This window comes from Microvirga soli, assembly GCF_016734765.1.
In the GTDB taxonomy this organism is placed as follows: domain Bacteria; phylum Pseudomonadota; class Alphaproteobacteria; order Rhizobiales; family Beijerinckiaceae; genus Microvirga; species Microvirga soli.
This window is the reverse complement of record NZ_JAERQE010000007.1, coordinates 110,818-130,338: the sequence shown is the minus strand read 5'-3', so window position 1 is coordinate 130,338 and position 19,521 is coordinate 110,818. Positions and strand designations below refer to the sequence as shown.

At 64.5% G+C, this 19,521-nt stretch carries 20 protein-coding genes; 11 read left to right on the top strand and 9 right to left on the bottom strand.

Annotated elements, in window-relative coordinates; all coding sequences use genetic code 11:
* Window positions 1-49: 49 nt before the first annotated feature.
* On the top strand, window positions 50-1,291 hold the full coding sequence (locus JKL45_RS09115) for a cation:proton antiporter (RefSeq protein ID WP_201860799.1): 1,242 nt from the start codon (window positions 50-52) through the stop codon (window positions 1,289-1,291).
* 85 nt (window positions 1,292-1,376) lie between these two features.
* On the opposite strand, the gene JKL45_RS09110 is transcribed toward JKL45_RS09115, so the two are convergent.
* The 3 genes from JKL45_RS09110 to JKL45_RS09100 form a co-directional block, all read right to left on the bottom strand.
* Window positions 1,377-1,673, bottom strand: coding sequence for a DUF4242 domain-containing protein (locus JKL45_RS09110; protein ID WP_201860798.1), 297 nt, complete (start codon window positions 1,671-1,673; stop codon window positions 1,377-1,379).
* 133 nt (window positions 1,674-1,806) lie between these two features.
* Window positions 1,807-3,246: a UdgX family uracil-DNA binding protein gene (locus JKL45_RS09105; protein WP_201860797.1), complete on the bottom strand. Its 1,440-nt coding sequence runs from the start codon at window positions 3,244-3,246 to the stop codon at window positions 1,807-1,809.
* 120 nt (window positions 3,247-3,366) lie between these two features.
* Window positions 3,367-4,581: a putative DNA modification/repair radical SAM protein gene (locus tag JKL45_RS09100; RefSeq protein ID WP_201860796.1), complete on the bottom strand. Its 1,215-nt coding sequence runs from the start codon at window positions 4,579-4,581 to the stop codon at window positions 3,367-3,369.
* A gap of 406 nt (window positions 4,582-4,987) precedes the next feature.
* Here JKL45_RS09100 and JKL45_RS09095 point away from each other — a divergent pair, with 406 nt between their 5' ends.
* The 4 genes from JKL45_RS09095 (at window position 4,988) to JKL45_RS09080 (ending at window position 8,422) form a co-directional block, all read left to right on the top strand.
* Complete coding sequence (locus JKL45_RS09095; protein ID WP_201860795.1) at window positions 4,988-5,338, top strand: ComEA family DNA-binding protein; 351 nt, start codon at window positions 4,988-4,990, stop codon at window positions 5,336-5,338.
* A 203-nt stretch (window positions 5,339-5,541) separates the two neighbouring features.
* Window positions 5,542-6,087: a TRAP transporter small permease gene (locus JKL45_RS09090; protein ID WP_201860794.1), complete on the top strand. Its 546-nt coding sequence runs from the start codon at window positions 5,542-5,544 to the stop codon at window positions 6,085-6,087.
* A 3-nt stretch (window positions 6,088-6,090) separates the two neighbouring features.
* Window positions 6,091-7,407 carry a TRAP transporter large permease gene (locus JKL45_RS09085; protein WP_201860793.1) on the top strand — a complete coding sequence of 439 codons (1,317 nt, stop codon included), beginning with the start codon at window positions 6,091-6,093 and terminating at the stop codon, window positions 7,405-7,407.
* A gap of 31 nt (window positions 7,408-7,438) precedes the next feature.
* A complete protein-coding gene (locus tag JKL45_RS09080; protein WP_201860792.1) occupies window positions 7,439-8,422 on the top strand; it encodes a TRAP transporter substrate-binding protein in 984 nt (327 codons plus the stop codon).
* A 134-nt stretch (window positions 8,423-8,556) separates the two neighbouring features.
* On the opposite strand, the gene JKL45_RS09075 is transcribed toward JKL45_RS09080, so the two are convergent.
* On the bottom strand, window positions 8,557-8,979 hold the full coding sequence (locus JKL45_RS09075; RefSeq protein WP_199051573.1) for an OsmC family protein: 423 nt from the start codon (window positions 8,977-8,979) through the stop codon (window positions 8,557-8,559).
* A 209-nt stretch (window positions 8,980-9,188) separates the two neighbouring features.
* On the opposite strand from JKL45_RS09075, the gene JKL45_RS09070 reads away from it, so the two are divergent.
* From JKL45_RS09070 to JKL45_RS09055, 4 genes are read left to right on the top strand one after another with little or no spacing between them, the layout of a single operon-like run.
* Window positions 9,189-10,442 carry a glycosyltransferase family 2 protein gene (locus tag JKL45_RS09070; RefSeq protein WP_246498430.1) on the top strand — a complete coding sequence of 418 codons (1,254 nt, stop codon included), beginning with the start codon at window positions 9,189-9,191 and terminating at the stop codon, window positions 10,440-10,442.
* Entirely contained in the window at window positions 10,442-11,497 is a 1,056-nt protein-coding gene (locus tag JKL45_RS09065; RefSeq protein ID WP_201860790.1) for an HlyD family secretion protein, read from the top strand. Before JKL45_RS09070 ends, JKL45_RS09065 begins: the two co-directional genes overlap by 1 nt.
* Before the next feature lie 8 nt (window positions 11,498-11,505).
* Window positions 11,506-11,766, top strand: coding sequence for a TackOD1 domain-containing metal-binding protein (locus JKL45_RS09060; protein ID WP_201860789.1), 261 nt, complete (start codon window positions 11,506-11,508; stop codon window positions 11,764-11,766).
* Window positions 11,767-11,788: 22 nt separating this feature from the next.
* Window positions 11,789-12,322, top strand: a complete 534-nt coding sequence (locus tag JKL45_RS09055) for a GNAT family N-acetyltransferase (RefSeq protein ID WP_201860788.1) — start codon at window positions 11,789-11,791, stop codon at window positions 12,320-12,322.
* 18 nt (window positions 12,323-12,340) lie between these two features.
* On the opposite strand, the gene JKL45_RS09050 is transcribed toward JKL45_RS09055, so the two are convergent.
* The 4 genes from JKL45_RS09050 to JKL45_RS09035 form a co-directional block, all read right to left on the bottom strand.
* Window positions 12,341-12,928, bottom strand: coding sequence for a DUF2239 family protein (locus JKL45_RS09050; protein ID WP_201860787.1), 588 nt, complete (start codon window positions 12,926-12,928; stop codon window positions 12,341-12,343).
* Between the two features lie 87 nt (window positions 12,929-13,015).
* Window positions 13,016-13,567 carry a regulatory protein RecX gene (locus JKL45_RS09045; RefSeq protein ID WP_201860786.1) on the bottom strand — a complete coding sequence of 184 codons (552 nt, stop codon included), beginning with the start codon at window positions 13,565-13,567 and terminating at the stop codon, window positions 13,016-13,018.
* Window positions 13,564-14,316, bottom strand: a complete 753-nt coding sequence (locus JKL45_RS09040) for a phosphatase PAP2 family protein (RefSeq protein WP_201860785.1) — start codon at window positions 14,314-14,316, stop codon at window positions 13,564-13,566. Before JKL45_RS09040 ends, JKL45_RS09045 begins: the two co-directional genes overlap by 4 nt.
* 172 nt (window positions 14,317-14,488) lie before the next feature.
* Window positions 14,489-15,679, bottom strand: a complete 1,191-nt coding sequence (locus JKL45_RS09035; protein ID WP_201860784.1) for a winged helix-turn-helix domain-containing protein — start codon at window positions 15,677-15,679, stop codon at window positions 14,489-14,491.
* A 189-nt stretch (window positions 15,680-15,868) separates the two neighbouring features.
* Between JKL45_RS09035 and JKL45_RS09030 the strand changes: the two genes are divergently transcribed.
* Window positions 15,869-17,380 carry an MDR family MFS transporter gene (locus JKL45_RS09030; RefSeq protein ID WP_201860783.1) on the top strand — a complete coding sequence of 504 codons (1,512 nt, stop codon included), beginning with the start codon at window positions 15,869-15,871 and terminating at the stop codon, window positions 17,378-17,380.
* Here JKL45_RS09030 and JKL45_RS09025 read toward each other — a convergent pair whose 3' ends face one another.
* The gene (locus JKL45_RS09025; RefSeq protein ID WP_201860782.1) at window positions 17,381-17,593 is read right to left on the bottom strand and encodes a hypothetical protein; all 213 of its coding nucleotides are present in this window, start codon (window positions 17,591-17,593) and stop codon (window positions 17,381-17,383) included.
* Window positions 17,594-17,780: 187 nt separating this feature from the next.
* Between JKL45_RS09025 and JKL45_RS09020 the strand changes: the two genes are divergently transcribed.
* Complete coding sequence (locus JKL45_RS09020) at window positions 17,781-19,325, top strand: helicase HerA domain-containing protein (protein WP_201860781.1); 1,545 nt, start codon at window positions 17,781-17,783, stop codon at window positions 19,323-19,325.
* The last annotated feature ends 196 nt before the right edge of the window (window positions 19,326-19,521 follow it).

Sequence of the window (19,521 nt, the reverse complement as noted above, 5' to 3'; positions counted from 1 at the left end):
AACCCCTTGCCGGCCGGAACTGCCGAGTTCAGGCCGCGTTCGCTGCCTTATGAGCGCTTACATCGTCGTGCTGGCAGGCTTCGGGGTTGTCGTCCTTTTGACCGCCTGGCTTCCCATGGTCCTGAAGGAATTGCCCCTGTCTCTGCCGATCTTCTGCGTGGCCTTGGGTGCGCTCATCTTTGCCTTCCCCCAGGTCCCGGGCGTGATGCCTCACCCCAACGAGGAACTCGCCATCGTCGAGCGTCTCTCTGAGTTCGTGGTCATCGTCTCGCTCATGGGTGCAGGTCTCAAGATCGACCGGCCTTTCGGCTGGAAGCGGTGGCGGCTCACCTGGCGGCTTCTCGGCATCGCCATGCCGCTCACGATCTTCGCGCTCGCTTGGCTGGGGCAGAGCATGCTGGGTTTGAGCCTCGCGGCAGCCTTGCTGCTCGGAGCAGCGCTTGCTCCCACGGATCCGGTGCTCGCCAGCGACGTGCAGGTGGGGCCGCCGGGTGACAGCGAGGAGGACGAGGTGCGCTTCACGCTGACCTCGGAAGCCGGGCTCAACGACGGCCTCGCCTTTCCGTTCGTTCTCCTGGCCGTCTCCTTTGCCGAGGAGGACAGCCTCACGAGGGTGGCCGAGTGGTTCGCCTATGCGGTTCTCTGGAAGATCGCGGCCGGCATCGGCATGGGCTACATGATCGGCCGTGCGCTCGGCTGGCTGACCTTCCATCTGCCGAACCGGGCGAAGCTTTCCCGCACGGGCGCGGGCTTCGTGGCGCTCGGCATCACCTGCATCGCCTATGGCCTGACCGAGATGGTCAGAGGCTACGGCTTCCTGGCGGTATTCGTGGCGGCGCTGGCGCTTCGCGCCACGAAGCCCAAGCATGAATATCACAACAAGCTGCACGACTTCGCGGAGGAACTCGAGCGGCTTATGATGATGGTGCTGCTTGTCCTGCTCGGCGGCGCCATGACGGGCGGCGACCTGTTCGATGCCCTCACATGGCAGGCTGCCGTCTTCGGCCTGCTGACGCTGTTCGTGGTGCGGCCGCTCGCCGGATGGATCGGGCTGATCGGCACCGATCCGCCGCCGGGCGAGAAGGCGGCCATCAGCTTCTTCGGCATCCGCGGGCTCGGCTCGATCTATTATCTCGCCTATGCCATGCATCACGCGAAGTTCGACAATACCAGCCTTCTCTGGAGCACGGCTGGATTCATCATTCTGGTATCGATTGTGCTCCACGGCATCACGGTCACGCCGGCGATGCGCCACCTCGATCACCGCCGGAAGCTTGAGGCGAGAGCCTAGGCCTCGGACCCAAAAGTGGACTTGCACTTTTGGGATTTATCCGATGCCTTCTTCTTGAGTTCTCGCAGCCTCCTCGGGGCGATCGTCATGGATACATGGATGTACCGTCCATCTCGGCCGTCGTCGGGTCTATGACCCTTTGGACCTTGGCAATGCTGTTTGCCGGGAACCCGGCCTTCTGGGCATGTTGGCGAATCATGGACTCGTCCGGTGCCCGATAGATGCAGTAGATTTTGTTGTCCGTGACGTAGCTGTGAACCCATTGAATTTCGGGCCCGAGTTCACGCAGCACATTGCATGAGGTCTGTGAGGCCTGCTGCATGTCTGAATCAGATGAATTGCCGACACCCGGCATGTCTCGTTCGATCACGAATTCTGGCATGGCCTGTTCGCCGGCTGCCCGGCGCCTCCTTCGCCGGGCCGAGGTGGCACCAGCTTGGGCTAGCCTCTGCTCATCACCTTGAACTCGCAATGACTCCTAAGAGGCAGCAGGCTCGCTTCGTGCGGCGGCACACCTACTCCGCCGCGAGCGGCAGCTCGCCGGTGTTCAGATCGGCCTGTGCCAAGTCATGAATGCGGCGCAGGTCATTCAGAAATGCCTCGTAGGCTTCCTGCTTCGTCGCCTCGTCGGGCAGGCGCAGCAGGTAACTCGGATGCACGGTGATGTAGCCCTCGTAAGCACCGAACTTGGCGCGGCCGCGCGAGCGGGTGATCGGCGTCGCCTTGCCGGAGAGCGCCAGAACGGCCGTGGCCCCCAGAGCGACGATGAGCTTGGGCCGCACCAGCTCCAGCTCCTTCATCAGCCAGGGCCGGTAATGCTTCACCTCGCCGGCGGTCGGCTTGGCGTGGATGCGCCGGTGGCCGCGCTGGTCGAATTTGAAGTGCTTCACCGCATTGGTGAGATAGGCCTGCTCACGTTCGATCCCGGCTTCCCTCATGGCCTTGGTCAGGAGCTTGCCCGCGGGACCCACGAAGGGCCGTCCCTGCAGGTCCTCCTGGTCGCCCGGCTGTTCGCCGACGAACACGATCTCGGCATGATGCGGGCCTTCGCCGAAGACGGCCTGCGTGGCGCCGGGCACCAGCGGTCCTGCCTTGGCGATGATGGCATTGAGCTCTTCGAGGGTCTTGGGTTCCTGATCCCACATGGCTTGAATAGCGCGTTCGGGCGTGCGTTTGGTGGGCATCGTCGCCTCCTGTTCGATCATCCGTTCAACGCGCTGAGCGGCGGTTTGGATCAGGCCCGGGATCGCGGCGGTCTCGGGCATGTTGCGCCAGTACTTCTTCGGCATCTCGGCCCGCATGGCCGTGGGGTTCACCCTGGCCGGGTTGAACACGCTCTCGTAATAGCCGCGCCAGCCCTCCTCGAAGCTGTCCTCATCCGGGGCATCCTCGCGCCGCCCGGGAGGCCCGAAGGTCAGCTCATGCCGGTCCCAGCGCGTGGAACCGATGGGCGTGAGGATCGTCCAGTCCATGGAACGGAAGCGGTCGACGAAGAAGGGCGCCGCCGCTTCGAGAATGAAATGCTCCGGCTCGAACCAGGCGGCGAAGCGCTCAAGCTCTCCTTGCATCCGGCGGAAGCGCACGAAGGCGTGCATCTTGTGCAGGTCACGCCGCACGGAGCGGGCCATCAGGTCGATGCGGTGAACCAGCGGGTCGCTCGCGACTTCGAGAAGATCGCGCTCGCCGTTCAGAACACGCCAGACAAGGCCGTAAAGCAGGGCATAACGCTCGGGATCGCCGTGGCAAACCACCTGCTCGATGAGGCGCGACACACCCTTCGGGATCGAGACCGGCGGTGCATCCATAACCGTCTCGTCGCCGAAGAGGCCCGGCGCATCGTCGATGGCGAACACCACATGCTGCGGCGCCAGTTCCTCGGCGATCAGCCAGCGTACGGCCTTGCGGAAGCCGTGGAGATCCGCGCCGGTCTTGAGGATGATGCGGTGGAGGGTCATGGGAGCTTCAATGGTCATCCCGGACGGCGAAAGCCGATCCGGGATCGTGTGCAGGATATGGCGCTATTCTCGTCAAGCGATCCCGGGTTCTGCTGCGCAGCCCCGGGATGACAGCCACGCTCATACGAACAAGCTCAGCTGTTCCGGCTTCTCGATCAGCCGTTCGCGCAAGTCGAGCTTGTCGAGCCTGGCCTTCGGGTGATGATCGGCCGTGATCAGGAAGGGCTTGGCGCGTTTCAACCCCGAGGTGAGGCGGGCCACATCCTCCAGGCGCAGGGTCGTGTGCTTGCGCGCCACCACGATCTTGTCGACGGCACGCGCCCCGAGGCCCGGCACGCGCAGCAGCATCTCCCGGTCGGCCAGGTTCACGTCGACCGGGAAGCGGTGGCGGTTCTTGAGCGCCCAGGCGAGCTTGGGGTCGACATCGAGGTCGAGCATGCCCTTCTCGGCGCTTGATGCGATCTCGTCCACATCGAAGCCGTAATAGCGCAGCAGCCAATCGGCCTGGTACAGCCTGTTCTCGCGCATGAGCGGCGGCGATTTGAGCGGCAGGATCGCGCTCGAATCCGGGATGGGGCTGAAGGCCGAGTAATACACCCGCTTCATAGCGTAATGGCCGTAGAGCGTGGCGGATTTGCGCAACACATCCGCGTCCGTGGTCTCGTCGGCCCCGACGATCATCTGCGTGGTCTGGCCGGCCGGCGAGAAATGGCGCCGCTCCTCGCGCGCCTCCTCGATGCGCTCCGACATCTGCGCCATGGCGGTCTCGATGGAGGCACCGTCCTTCTCGGGCGCAAGCTGCTCCAGGCTCTTCTCCGTCGGCAGTTCCAAGTTGATCGACAGGCGGTCGGCCCACAGGCCCGCCTCCTCGATGAGCCAGGGGCTCGCCTCGGGGATCGTCTTCAGGTGGATATAGCCGCGAAAGCCATGGTCGCGGCGCAGCTTCTTCGCCACCAGGATCATCTGCTCCATGGTGTAGTCGGGCGAGCGGATGATGCCCGACGAGAGGAACAGGCCCTCGATGTAGTTGCGCTTGTAGAACTCCACCGTGAGCGTCACCACCTCGTCGACCGAGAACTTGGCTCGCTTCACGTTGGACGAGCGCCGGTTCACGCAATAGGCGCAGTCGAACAGGCAGTAGTTCGTCAGCAGGATCTTGAGCAGGGACACGCAGCGCCCGTCCGGCGTGTAGGCGTGGCAGATGCCGGTTCCCACCGTGGAGCCGAGGCCGTCGGGATCCGACTTGCGCTTGGGGGCCCCGGAGGAGGAGCAGGAGGCATCATACTTGGCCGCGTCCGCCAGGATGCGCAGCTTCTTCGAAAGCTTCTCGTCCATCGGTCTTCCGCAGGATTGTTCGTGTTTTGTTCTAGCATGAAGATAGGGTGCTGGCGAGGGTCCCGGGAGGGGGCGGGAGGTCGCATGTCTGCCGTAGGAACAGGTTTCAGTCAGATCATGAACCTTGGCTTCAACCGAGCCCGAAAGCCTGTGTGGCTCACCCTTCTTGAGAAGCAGCCCCTTCCCCATGCTGAGCCATTCACCGATCATCAGGGGAGAGCCTCAAAGGGCTCGTAGAATTGGTCGGTCCTTGGGTCGATTGCTTGAGAAGGCAGGGACAGTTTGGAAGGCTGAGGATCGGGCAAGCTGAACTGAATGGAGGGCAAAAGGTTGTTCATGCGCGAAGTCGGGTTCTCCGGCAGCCATTTCGGCCGGAATGGGACCCGTGAATCAAAGGAGACGTTCGATGCGCCCGTCCTATCTCGGAGTCCTTGCCTCGCTTGCCCTGCTGCTTGCCTCTCCGGCTCACGCTCAGACAACGGCACCAAGCGCCACGACGCGACCGCCTGCGACCAGCGCAGCGCCTGCGGCGAAACCCATGCCTGCCCCGGCATCGTCGCAGGAAGCGCTGATCGACATCAATACCGCCTCCAAGGACGTACTCGACCGGCTGCCGCAGATCGGATCGGCTCGCGCGGACGCCATCATCAAGGGACGCCCCTACAGGGCCAAGAACGAACTGGTGGACAAAGGGATCATCCCGCAGAACGCCTATGACGCGATCAAGGACAAGGTCATCGCCCACCAGAAATCATAAGGCATGAGCGAAGGGGCCGGAGGGCTCCTTCGCGTTCAGCCCCGTTCTTCACCTCAATGGTGAGCGTGCTTAACATGCGGGCACGTGCGCTGAACGATGCCGGTTTATTCTCCATACCTCGGGTAAGAACCGCTTGCTCCTGCCGCAGGGATACTTAGACTTGGCCACCCTTCCCTTGTCGTGGCTCAACCCAAGTGGCCTGTATGATCCGAACCCTGCTCGACGGTCTTTATCTCTTCGCCGGATATCTGGCAGGCGTTTTCCTGATCGTGATCTTTCTCCTGATGATGACCCTCTCGCTCGGGCGCGAGTTCGGCATCAACATCGCGGCCGGTGACGATTATGCAGCCTGGTCGATGGCCGCGATGGCGTTCCTGGGGCTGGCCCACACCTTCAGGTCCGGCGAGCTGATCCGCATCGGGCTGGTGCTCGACCGGCTGCCCGTCGGTGCGCGGCGTGTCATTGAGATCGCCTGTCTTCTTGTCGCCACCGCAGTGGTCGGCTTCTTCGCCTGGTATGCCGTGCACATGACCTATGACAGCTGGCGCTTCAACGACATGTCTCAAGGAGCCGTCGCGGTTCCGCTCTGGTTCCCCCAGCTCGGGTACTCGATTGGCCTGACGATCCTCGCCATCGCGTTCATCGACGAACTCGTTCACGTGCTGAAAGGGCGCGCGCCGCGCTACGAGAAGCCGCCGGCGGAAACGCCTGAGGAAATTGTCAACCGTGCAGCCGAGAGCGGACTTTAAGCGATGTTTCCAGATCTCGGCCTCGTCACCACCGCCGCCATCCTCTTAGGCTTGCTCATCGGTCTTCTGGCGCTTGGAGTCTGGATCGGCATCTCCTTGCTGATCGTAGGCTTTGCGGCGATCCTGATGGTCACATCGGTGCCCATCGGACCGGTGCTCGCCACCACGGTCTGGTCGAGCTCCGCCTCCTGGTCGCTTGCAGCGCTGCCGCTCTTCATCTGGATGGGCGAGATCCTCTTCCGCACACGCCTGTCCGAGCAGATGTTCCTCGGACTTGCGCCCTGGCTCAACTGGCTGCCCGGGCGCCTGCTGCACGTGAATGTGGTCGGCTGCGGCGTGTTCGCGGCGGTGTCGGGCTCGTCGGCCGCCACCTGCGCGACCATCGGCAAGATCGCGCTGCCGGAACTGAAGAAGCGCGGCTACGACGACATGATGAGTCTCGGGAGCCTCGCCGGCTCCGGCACCCTCGGGCTTCTCATTCCGCCGTCCATTCCCATGGTGGTCTATGCCATCGCGGCGAATGTCTCGGTGATCCAGGTCTTCCTCGCGGGCTTCCTGCCGGGCCTTCTCGTGATGGCGCTCTATTCCGGCTATATCGCCGTCTGGTCGCTCGCGAACCCGAAGAAGTCGCCACCGCCCGAGCCCCGCACGAGCCTCGGTTACAAGCTGCGGCGCTCGGCGAAGCTCCTGCCCGTTCTGCTGCTGATCGCCTTCATCTTCTCCGCCCTCATCTTCGGCCTGGCGACGGCCACCGAATGCGCCGCCTGGGGCGTGACGGGCGCTCTGATCCTCGCCTGGTGGTCGGGCACGCTCAACTGGACGACGTTCCGGGACAGCTTGTTGAGCGCCACGCGCCTGACGGTCACGATCATGCTGATCCTGGCGGGCGCGGCCTTCACCACGGCCGCCATGGCCTATACGGGCATTCCCGCAGCGCTGGCCGCCTGGGTCGAATCGATGCAGCTCTCGCCTTACGTGCTGATCGCGGCGCTCACCGTCATGTACATCCTGCTCGGCTGCCTCATCGACGGCATTTCTATGATCGTGCTCACCACCGTGGTGGTGCTGCCCATGATCAAGCAGGCGGGTTTCGACCTGATCTGGTTCGGCGTCTTCCTCATCATCCTGGTGGAGATGGCGCAGATCACGCCGCCGGTCGGGTTCAACCTCTTCGTGCTGCAGAACATGAGCGGGCGCGACAGCTTCACCATCGCAAGGGCGGCGCTGCCGTTCTTTTTCCTGCTCGTGGCGGCGGTCGCCATCATCACGGCTTTTCCGGACATCGCCCTGTGGCTGCCACGGCTCGCTTTCCCGGAATAGGATCCATCATAACCAGAGGGAGAAGGATTACATGAAGCATATGACACGATGGGGTCTCAGCCTTGCCGGTGCGCTGCTGCTGGCGGCTCCTGCCATGGCACAGACCAAATGGAACCTGCCGGCGGCCTATCCGACCGACAACTTCCACACCGAAAACCTGAATGCCTTCTCGAAGGATGTGGCGGACGCGACCGGCGGAAAACTGCAGATCACGGTTCATGCCAACGCCTCGCTGTTCAAGGCGCCGGAGATCAAGCGCGCGGTGCAGACCGGGCAGGCTCAGGCCGGCGAGGTGCTGATGTCGCTCCACGAAAACGAGGATCCGCTCTACGGCCTCGACGTGGTGCCCTTCCTCGCCACTTCGTTCGACCAGTCGAAGAAGCTGTGGGACGTGCAGCGCCCGGCCATCGAGAAGAAGCTCGCAAGCCAGGGCCTGATGCTGCTCTTCGCCGTGCCGTGGCCGCCGCAGGGCATCTTTGCCAAGCAGCATATCAACAAGGTCGAAGACCTGAAGGGCGTGAAGTGGCGGGCCTATAATGTGGGCACCTCGCGCATTGCCGAGATCGTCGGCGCGCAGCCTGTGACCGTTCAGGCCGCCGAGCTGCCGCAGGCGCTCGCCACCGGCGTCGTCACCACCTTCATGACCTCCGGTGCAACCGGCTATGACGCCAAGGTGTGGGAGTCGCTGTCCCACTTCTACGACACCCAGGCCTGGATCCCGAAGAACATGACCTTCGTCAACAAGGCCGCGTTCGACGCCCTCGACAAGCCGACCCAGGAGGCCATCCTGAAAGCTGCCAAGACGGCCGAGACTCGCGGCTGGCAGACCGCTCAGGAAAAGACCAAGTGGTATCTCGAGCAGCTAGCCAAGAACGGCATGAAGGTGCAGCCTCCCGGCCCCGAATTGAAGACGGGCCTCCTGAAGGTGGGCGAGCAGCTGACGGCCGATTGGCTGAAGAAGGCTGGTTCTGATGGCCAGGCCATCGTTGATGCCTACAAGAAGGCCGGGTCGTAGCAAGTTGAAGAGTGATACGTCATCCCGGACGGCATAAGCCGATCCGGGATCGTTTTCAGGATAAGGCGCCACTCTCGTCTCGCGATCCCGGGTTCTGCTCCGCAGCCCCGGGATGACGCGTTTGGCAGCGGGATTTACGCCAGCGTGAAATCCATGGTGATTTCAGCGTTGAGCACCTTCGACACCGGGCAGTTCTTCTCCGCAGCGCGGGCGAGTTCCTCGAACTTTGCCCGGTCGATGCCCGGCACATTCGCGTTGAGCGTCAGGGCCGATTTCTTGATCGCAAATCCGCTGCCCTCCTGTTCGAGGGACACCACCGCTTCCGTGGCGAGCTCGTTCGGCGTGAAGCCCGCGCCTTGAAGCTGGAAGGCGAGCGCCATGGTGAAGCAGCCCGCGTGAGCGGCGGCGATCAGCTCTTCCGGGTTCGTGCCCTTCTCGTTCTCGAAACGCGTCTTGAACGAATAGGGCGTCGAGGACAGAACGCCGGAATCGGACGTGAGATGGCCGGTGCCCTCCTTGCCCGTGCCCTGCCAGACGGCTCTTGCCTTGCGGTTCATCCTGATCTCCTCCTGTGAATGGGCTTGGGGATCTAGGACAGGAGACCACGTGCTCCAAGGGCAACTCGCGCTTTGGTTCATGAATCCGACATTGCCTCACGCCTCGGTTGCAACGTTATGTTGGAACAAACATGAGCCGCTGCGAATTCAAGGATGAGAACTTCCGCCGATAGATCCATGAGCGAGGAGCAAGCCGCGTATTGAATGACATGCTCCTGTTGTTGAGCCAGGCGGACTGGGTCCTCCTCGCGCTTGCCGTCTTCGTCCTCGATATTCCCCGCTACTCGATCTCTCTCATCTCACTCGTTCTCCTGCGCTGGCTTCGGCCTCCTGTTGCCATTGAAGCGACCGGAGGCGTCACGATCAGCGTCATCCTTCCTGCCTTCAACGGCGGCCCGGGTCTCCTCGATTCGCTCGCGTCTCTGCACGGGCAGACGCTGAAGCCCCTGGAGATCATCGTGGTGGACGATGGCTCGACGGACGGAACACGCGCCCTTGCGGGAGAAGCAAAGGCAGCCGGGCTTGTCGATGTGGTGATCTCTCACGGCACCCGTTGCGGGCGCAGCCCCGCCGTGAATGTCGGCGCGCGCTATGCGCGGGGCGACCTGATCCTCGCGATGGATCCCGACACCGTTTTCGCACCCACGACACTGGCCCGTCTCGCGGCCGCCTTCCGCGATCCATGGGTTGCAGCCGCCTGCTGCAATCTCGGCGTCAGCAACGAGAATGCCTCGCTCAGCACGGCCCTTCAGGCCATCGAGTACCTGATGTCGATCAGCGCCGGCAAATCCTTCCTCAACCTGATCAACGCGATCTCCTGCTGTTCCGGCGCCTGCTCCATGTATCGGCGCGACATCTTCCTCAAGCGCGGCGGGCTTGATCCCGGTCCGGGCGAAGACCTCGAGATGACCCTGCGCCTGCGACGCTACGGCTACCGCGTGCGCTTCGTGCCTGAGGCCTGGGGCGAGACGGCGGTGCCCGACAATCCGGTCAGCCTCGTTCGCCAGCGGCAGCGCTGGGACAGGGATTCCCTACGCATCCGGCTCATCGAATATCGTGAGATGGAGATCTTCAAGCCGGAGCGGCTGGCCGACACGCTCCAGCGCCTGGATTTCATTGTCTTCGATCTCGTGCCGACGCTCTCGTTTCCGTTCTATCTCGTCTATTGCACGCTTCTGTTCGGATCGCAGACCCTGCTGTTCCTCACAGCCGTCTACCTGTTCCTCATCGGCATCGCGCTGTTCAACATTGCGCTGGCGAGCCTCCTGTTCGGCCGGTCCCTCACACTCTTCGGCCTCTCGGCCGCCCTGGTCTTTCCGCTCTATCAAGGCATCATCATGAAGGTCGTTCGCTTCGTGGCGTTCTCATCCGAAATCCTGTTCTCCGTCTCGCGCGCCGACGACTACGTTCCGCCCCGCGTCCGCCGAGCCCTGACCGCTCAGCGCATCCAGGGTGTCTCGTGATGAACATCCAGCTCCGCCGCCTCGATCCCAACGTTCCCGATCCCGTCGAGAGCCGGCGCTCGGCGACGGGGCGTCTCGTGCGCCTGATCTATGCCGTGGGCGTGATCGGCGTGCTGAGCTTCTTCCTGCTTCGCTTCAGCATGCCTCTCGTTTTCCTTGGCGGCCCGGGAATCGTCTCGGCCCCGCGCGAGATCGTCTCGCTGCCTTACATCGTCCAGGTGCAGAGGATGGATGTGACCCCGGGCGCCAGAGTCGAGGCCGGCGCGCCGATCGCCCTCGTCCGTTCACCCCAGTTTGCCGAAACCCTGTCGAACCTCACGCGCGCTCTCGCGGAGGTGACGAGCCGCGAGGCGGAGCTGCGCGTTAAGGCGCGCCTTTCCCGCGACTCCCTCGGATCCGCCCGCTCGCGCCTGCGCGTGGCTGACGAGAGCCTGAGCCGCCTTGAGAAAATCGCGAACACCGAAAGCGCTAGTCTCGCCTACCGCACGACGGTCTATCGGGAGCGGGCCGAGGCCGTGCAGAACGTGGTGGAACTCGAGGCTGCGGCCGAGGAGGCCTCCACCCAGTTGTTGCGTCTCGCGCAGACCCGCGAGCAGATCCAAAGTCAGCTGGAACGCGCTGAGCGGGAATTCGACGGCGGCCGTGTTCTCTCGCCCGTGACCGGCATCGTCGCGACACACCCGGCCCGCGCGGGTGAAACCGTGCTGGCAGGCTCGTCCATCGCGGAAGTCTTCCACGACAGCGAGGTCTATATCGACTGGTACATCCCGGATTTTCGCCTCGTCGATCCGCAGCCCGGCTACAGGGTTGTCGTCGGGATAGGGCGCACGAGAGTTCTTGGGACCATCAGCGAGATTCTGCCGATCTCCGACACATTCGAGAGCCGCCGCAGCTCGATCCTGCGCGAGCCGCAAAGGGGCCAGGTTGCGCGCATCCGGCTGGATCCCGATGTCAGCCCGCCTGCCCTCAATTCGACCGTCAACGTCTACATGTACTACACGAACGTCGCGAGCCGCATCGCGGAAGCGCTGATCCACATGTTCGAGCTCAGCTGAGAACGCCGATGCAGCCCGCCGCCACTCTTGTCTCATGTCCGGCTTGTCAGGCTGAGGATGTCGAGACCCATGCCATCGTCCATCACCTGATCTGCGCCTATGTGGGTCCGGATTACGACTTCGAAGATGGGGAAGGCTATAGCTGCCCGAAATGCCTGAGAGCCCTGCGCGATCATGATCCCTGTGCGGAGATCACAGGTGCAGGCGCACGCTGCCGGCTATGCGGAACGGAATTCGTGGTGCCTGATGGCGGCAGCCGAGAGGCGTGATTCGACCTGCAAGACGAGACCGATGCTTTCCATCCAACCCTTCGCCGTTCCCATTATCGAAACCGAGCGCCTTACCTTACGCGGGCACGGGGCTGACGACTTTGTCGATAGCCTGGCACTCTGGACCGACCCAGAGGTCACACGGTTCATCGGCGGCAAGCCTTCCACCCGTGAGGAGGTCTGGTCGCGGCTGTTGCGCTATGCCGGCCATTGGGCGCTGCTCGGCTTCGGCTATTGGGCGGTAACGGAGAAAGAAACCGGCCGATTTCTGGGCGAAGTGGGGTTTGCCGATTTCAGGCGTGAGATGGAGCCATCCCTCGACGGCATGCCTGAGATCGGATGGGTGATCGCGCCTCATGGCCAGGGCAAGGGCTATGCGACGGAAGCCGTGCAGGCCGCCATCGCGTGGGGCGACGCGCATTTCAACTCCCGGCGCACCGCGTGCATCATCGCGCCGGAGAACCAGTCGTCGATCCGTGTAGCGGAGAAATGCGGCTACCGGGAGCTCTGCCGCACCACCTACAAGGACAAACCGACGATCATGTTCGTGCGGTAGGAACGACCCGCGTTTGTTTCAGGGTTTTTCTGCGTCGCTCGCGAAGGCGGAGCCGGCCAGCCGCTGGGCATGATCGCGCAGATCCCTGGGCCATAGCCGGATCAGAGCCTCGAACAGCTTTCGATCCCCGGCAAAGAGTGCGCGTGAGGCCTCCTCGAAGCCTGCCTCGTCTCCGGCGAGCGTCGACATGAACCGATAGAGCGCCTCCTGCGAGAGTCGCACACGGTCCTTGGCCTCATTGCTGCGCCGTGCTTCCTCGACCAGCTTGCGCAGGGCCACGGACGCGCCTCCGGGCTGGGTGTTGAGCCATTCCCAATGCCGCGGGAGCAGCGTGACTTCGCGCGCCACGACACCGAGCTTGGGCCGGCCCGGCCCCCGCGCCTCCGGCTTGCCGGAAATCGGCTCCAGCCGCTTGGCTACATCCTCGGCCGTTCCGCGGAAATCGACCTCGAACACACGGCAGGTCTCGTCGTCGAGGACCAGGATGGAAGCTCCTTCGTCCTGATCGAGGACGGCCTTGGCCCTTGCCGCGACACTGGCGAGATCCCCCGTCGCAATCCGGCGCGTTCCCGCGAAAGCCGTGAAAGTCTTGTCGTCCTCAGCCATGATCATTCCTCTGCCAGCACCAAGCGCTGCAGGGTTTTACCCGGGCTAAATTAAGACGTCAATAAGACCCGGGTAAAATAGGTGGGGCTAGACACTGTCCTGTTCGTCGTCTCGTTCGCCTTCGATGATCCTGCGCGCCACGTCGAAGCGAAAGCCCGCGCGGGCCATGGCCGCCAGATCCTTGTCCCTATAGGGCGCCCGCTCGCCGGGGCGGAAGGGTCCGAGCTTGCGGCGGCGGGCGAAGGCGCGGGCGGCCTGCTCCTCGTCGCCCTCTTCTCCTTCGAGAGCCGCCGCGATGGTGCCCCGGTCGACGCCTTTGGCGGAGAGCTTCGCCTGGATGGCGCGGGCCGAGCCGCCCCGGCGGCGTAAGGATGCGACGCGGGCCTCCGCGTAGCGGGTGTCGTCGATGAGGCCGATTTTCAGGCTTTTCGCCACCACCTCGTCGATCATGTCATGAAACTCGGCCGGGTCTTCGCCGCGCAGGCGGCAGCGCTTGTCCACCTTGCGCCGCAGCACCCGGCGCAGGTTCTCGGCCGAGGAGGCATAGCGCTCGAGGTAGGACATGGCGGCCCGCTGCAGGTAGGCCTCCGTCACCTTGCGCGGCGGCTTGCGGACGGGTTTGCCGGTCTCGTCTGTCATTCTGGCTTGTCGTCGGACGAGCGCGAGGTTTCGCCGGGCTTTTCAACTTGGCCACGTCGCTGCAGCTGCAGCGCCACGAACCAGCACAGGGCCGCCCAGGCCGCGCCGACCGACCAGCCGGCGACCACGTCGCTCGGCCAGTGGACGCCGAGATAGACGCGGCTCACGCCGACCAGCAGGGTCATGATGATGGCAAGCCCCATGAAGAAGGCGCTTACGCGCCGGCTCTTCTCCACCCGGGCGAGCAGGGCGCCGAGCGTCAGATAGGTGATCGCCGACATCATGGCATGGCCGCTTGGGAAGCTCGCGGTGTAAACCCTGGTGGCATGGGGCACGAGATCCGGTCGCGGCCGTTCGAAGCCGAGTTTCAGGCCGGTGGACAGGAGGGTGCCACCCACAATGGCGACCAGCACAAGAAGGGCGGCTCCTCGCTTGCCCACCATGAGCAGATAGGCGACCGTCGCCAGCGTGAGAAGCGTCAAGATCGCGTAGCCGCCCAGCCCTGTGAAGTCCCTGGCCGATTCCTCCAGCCAGGAGGGTCCGAGGGGATTGGCCGGGTTCTGTGGATCGCGAAGGGCCAACAGGAGCTGTTTGTCGAGCGCATGGGTCTCGCCCTCCTGCACCTCGTCGGCAAGCGTGATGAAGGCCCAGGCGAAGAACCCGCAGGCGGAAACGGAGAGCAGCGGGCCGATTTCGTTGAGCCGCAGGCGGAACCACAGGCGGGTGACGGGGGTGAGAAGCGTGTTCATGGCCTCATGACATAGGAGGGTCGGGACGTCTGGCGAGGGCGAGAGCGAGGGGAACACGTGTCATCCCCGGCGCACGAAGTGCGGGAAGGGGATCCACCCACACGCTCGGCGCTATGGATTCCCTTCCCCTCCGCTGCGCTCCGGCCGGGAATGACACCAGAGGCATCTCGCCTTACACCTCAAGCCGCTTCCGCCACGCCTTCGGCGCGGTGATCGAGCCGAGATTGAGCCACTCGGCCATGAGGCGCAGTTCGTCCCCCAGGGCAGGGGCGATCTCTTCCGGCGGGACCGAGGCCTCCGGGTGGATGGAGTGGACGATGAGATTGCCCGCCGCCCGGTCGGCCTTCAGGTCGACGCGGGCGACGATCCGCTCGCCTAGCACGAAGGGCAGGCAGTAATAGCCGAATTCCCGCTTCTCGACCGGGGTGTAGATCTCGATCCGGTAGCGGAAGTCGAACAGGCGCTCCGTGCGCGTGCGCTCCCAGACGATAGGGTCGAAAGGCGACACGAGCGCCCGTGCCTCGACCCGGCGTGGGATCTTGGCCTGCGGGTCGAGATAGACCGGGCCCCAGCCATCCACGGCAACCGGGATGAGGTCGCCCGCCTCCACTAATTCGGGAATGCGCGCCTTAGCGTCCTGCGGCTCCAGGCGGAAATAGTCGCGCAGGCATCGCTCCGACGCGATGCCCAGCGCCCGGATGGACAACCGCATGAGCTCGCGCTGCGCCTCCTCGGCGGATGGTGTCGGCACGTTCAGGATGTCCGAGGGCAGCACCCGTTCCGGCAGGTCGTAGAGGCGCTCGAAGCCGCGGCGCGTCGCGGTGGTGACCTGGCCCGCCCAGAACAGCCATTCGAGCGCCCGCTTGCCGTCGCTCCAGCCCCACCAGGAGCCCTGACCCTTGCCGCCGATGGACAACTCGCCGGCACCGATCGGCCCGCGCGTCTCGATCTCGCGGCGCACCTCCTCGATGAAGGCGCGCTTCTCGCGCCCGAACTTCGCAAGACCGCCATAGGTGCCTTCGCCCCGCGCCGCGCGCTCCATGCGCCAGCGGAAGAGCGGCTGCAGGTCGAGCCGGATCAGCGAGGCCTCGTGTCCCCAATACTCGAAGGCTTCCCGCTTCTTCGGGTGATAGGCCACCTTTTCGAGCAGCCCGCGATCATAGGAGCCGAGCCGCGAGAACAGCGGCATGTAATGGGCGCGCACCAGCACGTTCACCGAATCGATCTGGAGCAGGTGCGAGCGCTGCAGCGCGCGGCTCACATGGCGCTTCGTTGCCGCAGCAGGGCGGCCCTCATGAAGGCCTTGGGCAGCCAGCGCGATCCGCCGGGCCTGGGCGAGGGTGATGTGGGTGCGGGACGGCATGGCGCGAACAATAGAGGAACATGTTCGACTGTTGCCAGAGGCGGGGCTCCGAAACGGCCGGACGAAAAGCTGGAACCTGTGGACGGAGCCGGCACTTAGCCCAGTCTTGAGCCCGAACGCATACCTGCCCTGCAGACGAAGGTTCGACAGAGCCTCGGCTCATCCCCTAGATGAGCCTGCCGGAACACGATGGATACGATGGACCAATCAACCCCTGCACAGCTTCAGAGCGGCCAGAGCAAGGCTCTGAGCCAAACTGAGATCCGCACCATCATCTTCGGCGTTCTGCTCGCCATGTTCCTGGCGGCCTTGGACCAGACCATCATCGCCACGGCGCTGCCCACCATCGGCCGCGAGCTCGGCGATCTGGAGCACCTGTCCTGGATCGTGACGGTCTATCTCCTGACCTCCACGGCCGTGACGCCGCTCTACGGCAAGCTCAGCGATTCGTATGGCCGGCGCACCATCATGCTGGTCGGCATCGTGATCTTCATCCTGGGCTCCATCGCCTGCGCGCTGGCGCCCAGCATGTTCTTCCTCATCCTGGCGCGGGGGCTGCAGGGCATCGGCGGCGGTGGACTGATCGCCATGGGCCAGACCATCATCGCCGACATCGTGTCGCCCAGGGAGCGCGGGCGCTATCAGGCCTATTTCGCCAGCGTCTTCATGTCGTCGAGCCTGCTTGGCCCGGTGCTCGGCGGCTTCTTCGCCGAGAAGATGCACTGGTCGGTGATCTTCTGGATCAACCTGCCGCTCGGCTTCGTGGCCTTCCTGCTCGCCCATCGCACCCTCAAGAAGCTGCCCCGCCACGAGCGCCCGCACCGGCTCGACCTGTTGGGCGCGGCGCTGCTGGTCTCCGCCACCGTCGTGCTGCTGCTCGCCCTCAGCTGGGGCGGCATCCGCTACCCTTGGGGCTCCTTGCCGATCCTTGGGCTGGTGGCCGGCTCTCTGATTCTGTGGGGCTTGTTCGCCCTGCGCATGCGGCTGGCCCCGGAACCGCTGATTCCCTCCGGGGTGCTGCATAACCCGGTGGTGCGGATGGGTGTGCTCGCGGCCTGCTTCGGCATGGGCACCTATATCGGGCTCACCATCTACCTGCCGGTCTATTTCGAGACCGTGCGCGGCCTCTCGGCGAGCCTGTCGGGGCTGGCCCTCATCCCCCTCATGGCCGGCACCGTGGTCGGCGCGACGCTCTCCGGCCAGACCATGGCCAGGGTGAAGCATTACAAGCGGCTTCCCACAGCCGGCCTTATGGTGGCGATCAGCGCCATGGGTGTGCTCTTTCTCTACGGCGAGATCCTCTCCATCACGGCCATCGAGGTCATGCTCGGCATCATCAGCATCGGCCTGGGCACGCTGCTCCCCGTCACCATGGTGACGACCCAGAACGCGGTGGCCCCGCACCAGATGGGAACCGCCACGGGCACGGCCAATTTCTTCCGCTCGCTCGGCGGCGCCTTCATCGTGGCGATCTTCGGCGCCATCGTGCTCAGCGGCTCGGGGCTCACCGGCGCGGCAAGCTTCGAGGCCATGGGGGAAGCTGCCCTCCGCAGCGGCATCAACCTGGCGGACGTGTTCAGCTATGTGTTCCTGGCCGCCATGGTGGGCTTCGGCCTGGCACTCGCCTTCCTGCTCGCCCTGAAGGAACTGCCCCTGCGCGGCAGCGCAGTGAAGGCCGCGGAAGCGGCGGTCGCCGATTGATCAGCGTCGGTTCCGCGTGCGCATGTAAAGCAGCACGATGGCGAAGATGATGATCAACCCTGAGATGATCATCCCGAAGACGCCGAACGCTCCCTCCGTCTCGGCTGCGCCGGGCGGCGTGGTCTGCGGTCCTGGCGTCTCCGTGCCGGGCGCTGTGCTCTGGGCCCGGACAACCAGGGCGTCATCGGTGATTCGGTAGGCGGGGATCGGCATCGTCCATCCTGAGCGGGAATATGGCCGGGATCAATGATCCTTGGGCTCAGAGGTTTCCTTGATCCTGCGGCGTCGTGGCTGGGGACAGTCGATCTCGCCTGTGGAGAGCGTTAGATCGCCCGGCACTTCCTTAAGCCTTGCCGTGTTAGGACCACACCGACGTTTCGTAACTGCACGAGGGAGGCTGATGAAGGCTGGCATCGACATGGGAGTGGCATCCTCCGCTCTCGGAGGACAATCGGCCTTGCTCGATCTGGAAGAGCTCCTGGCGACGCGTCTGCTCGTCCAGGGCAATTCCGGCTCCGGCAAGTCGCATCTCCTGCGCCGCCTTCTCGAGCAGAGCGCCAACCTCGTCCAGCAGGCCATCATCGACCCCGAGGGCGATTTCGTCACGCTGGCCGACAAGTTCGGCCATGTGGTGGTGGATGCCTCCCGGTCCGAGGGCGACCTGCAGCGCATCGCCGCCCGCGTGCGCCAGCACCGGGTCTCGGTGGTGCTCAGCCTGGAAGGTCTCGATACCGAGGCGCAGATGCGCTGCGCGGCGGCTTTCCTCGGCGGGCTCTTCGATGCGGAGCGCGATTACTGGTATCCGATGCTCGTGGTGGTGGACGAGGCGCAGCTTTTCGCCCCTGCAGCCGCCGGTGAGGTGTCGGACGAGGCGCGAAAAGTCTCCCTCGGCGCCATGACCAACCTCATGTGCCGCGGCCGCAAGCGGGGACTAGCCGGCATCATCGCCACCCAGCGCCTCGCCAAGCTCGCCAAGAACGTGGCGGCGGAAGCCTCCAACTTCCTCATGGGCCGCACCTTCCTCGACATCGACATGGCCCGCGCCGCCGACCTGTTGGGCATGGAGCGCCGCCAAGCCGAGATGTTCCGCGATCTCGAGCGCGGTCATTTCGTGGCCCTCGGCCCGGCCCTGTCGCGCCGTCCGCTGCCGATCCGCATCGGCAAGGTCGAAACCTCCACCCGCACGGGCACCTTCCAGCTCATGCCGCTGCCCGAGCAGCCCAAGGAAGACGCCCGCGACCTCATCTTCAAGGCCGGCGAGGACGAAGTGGCGGCCCGCCCGGTCATGCCGCGTCGTGCGCCCCCACCACCGCCTGCTCCCTCGACCAACGATCTCCTCGCCCAGCTCGCCCGCACAAGGCCTGCCGCAGCACCCGAGCCTCAGGCGGAGGAGACCGAGCAATCCAAGGCCGAGCGCGACGCCACCCTCGACGCGATCCTGCGCGAGATCCTCGACGACCCGGAGGCCGCCTTCCGGTCCGTGGCCGTTCTGTATCAGGATTTTCTCGTCCGCTGCCGCATCCGCCGCGTGGCCGGCGAGCCGTTGAACCTCAACGCGTTCCGCCGCCGTCTGGCGGTCGCCCGCGCCGGCGTCGACATGGCCACCGCCGATGGCACCGAATGGGACCGCGCCGTGACCTTCGCGGCCGATCTCACGGAGGACATCCAGGGCATCTACCTGCTCATCGCCCGCGCGGCCATGGAGGCATCGCCCTGCCCGCCGGACGGCGAGATTGCGCGTGCCTGCGGCAGCCGCTCGCCCGGCCGGGCCCGCCGCCTCATCGCCTATATGGAAAGCCGCAACATCGTCGTGACCCGCAACGACCCGCGGGGCCTGCGCATCATCGCGCTCCCCGATCTCGGCTGGGAAACCGCCCCCGGCGACCCGAACGCCTTCGAGGAGCCGCAAGGGCCTGAGACGCGAGATCTGTTTGCGGTGGGGTAGGTTCCCGCTCCCTCCGCCAATTCTCATAAACCTCATATATAATAAATATGTCAGTAGCTTATCATTTCGATGCTTAATATGCGTACCCAGCATCCACAATCCTTCCGTCAGGGCTTCTCACGGTGGAAGCCGGAAAGCTATTGTCACGGTTGCTTTCCGTCTTTCTTGTTCTTACGAGCTCAAATGCTCTGGAGGA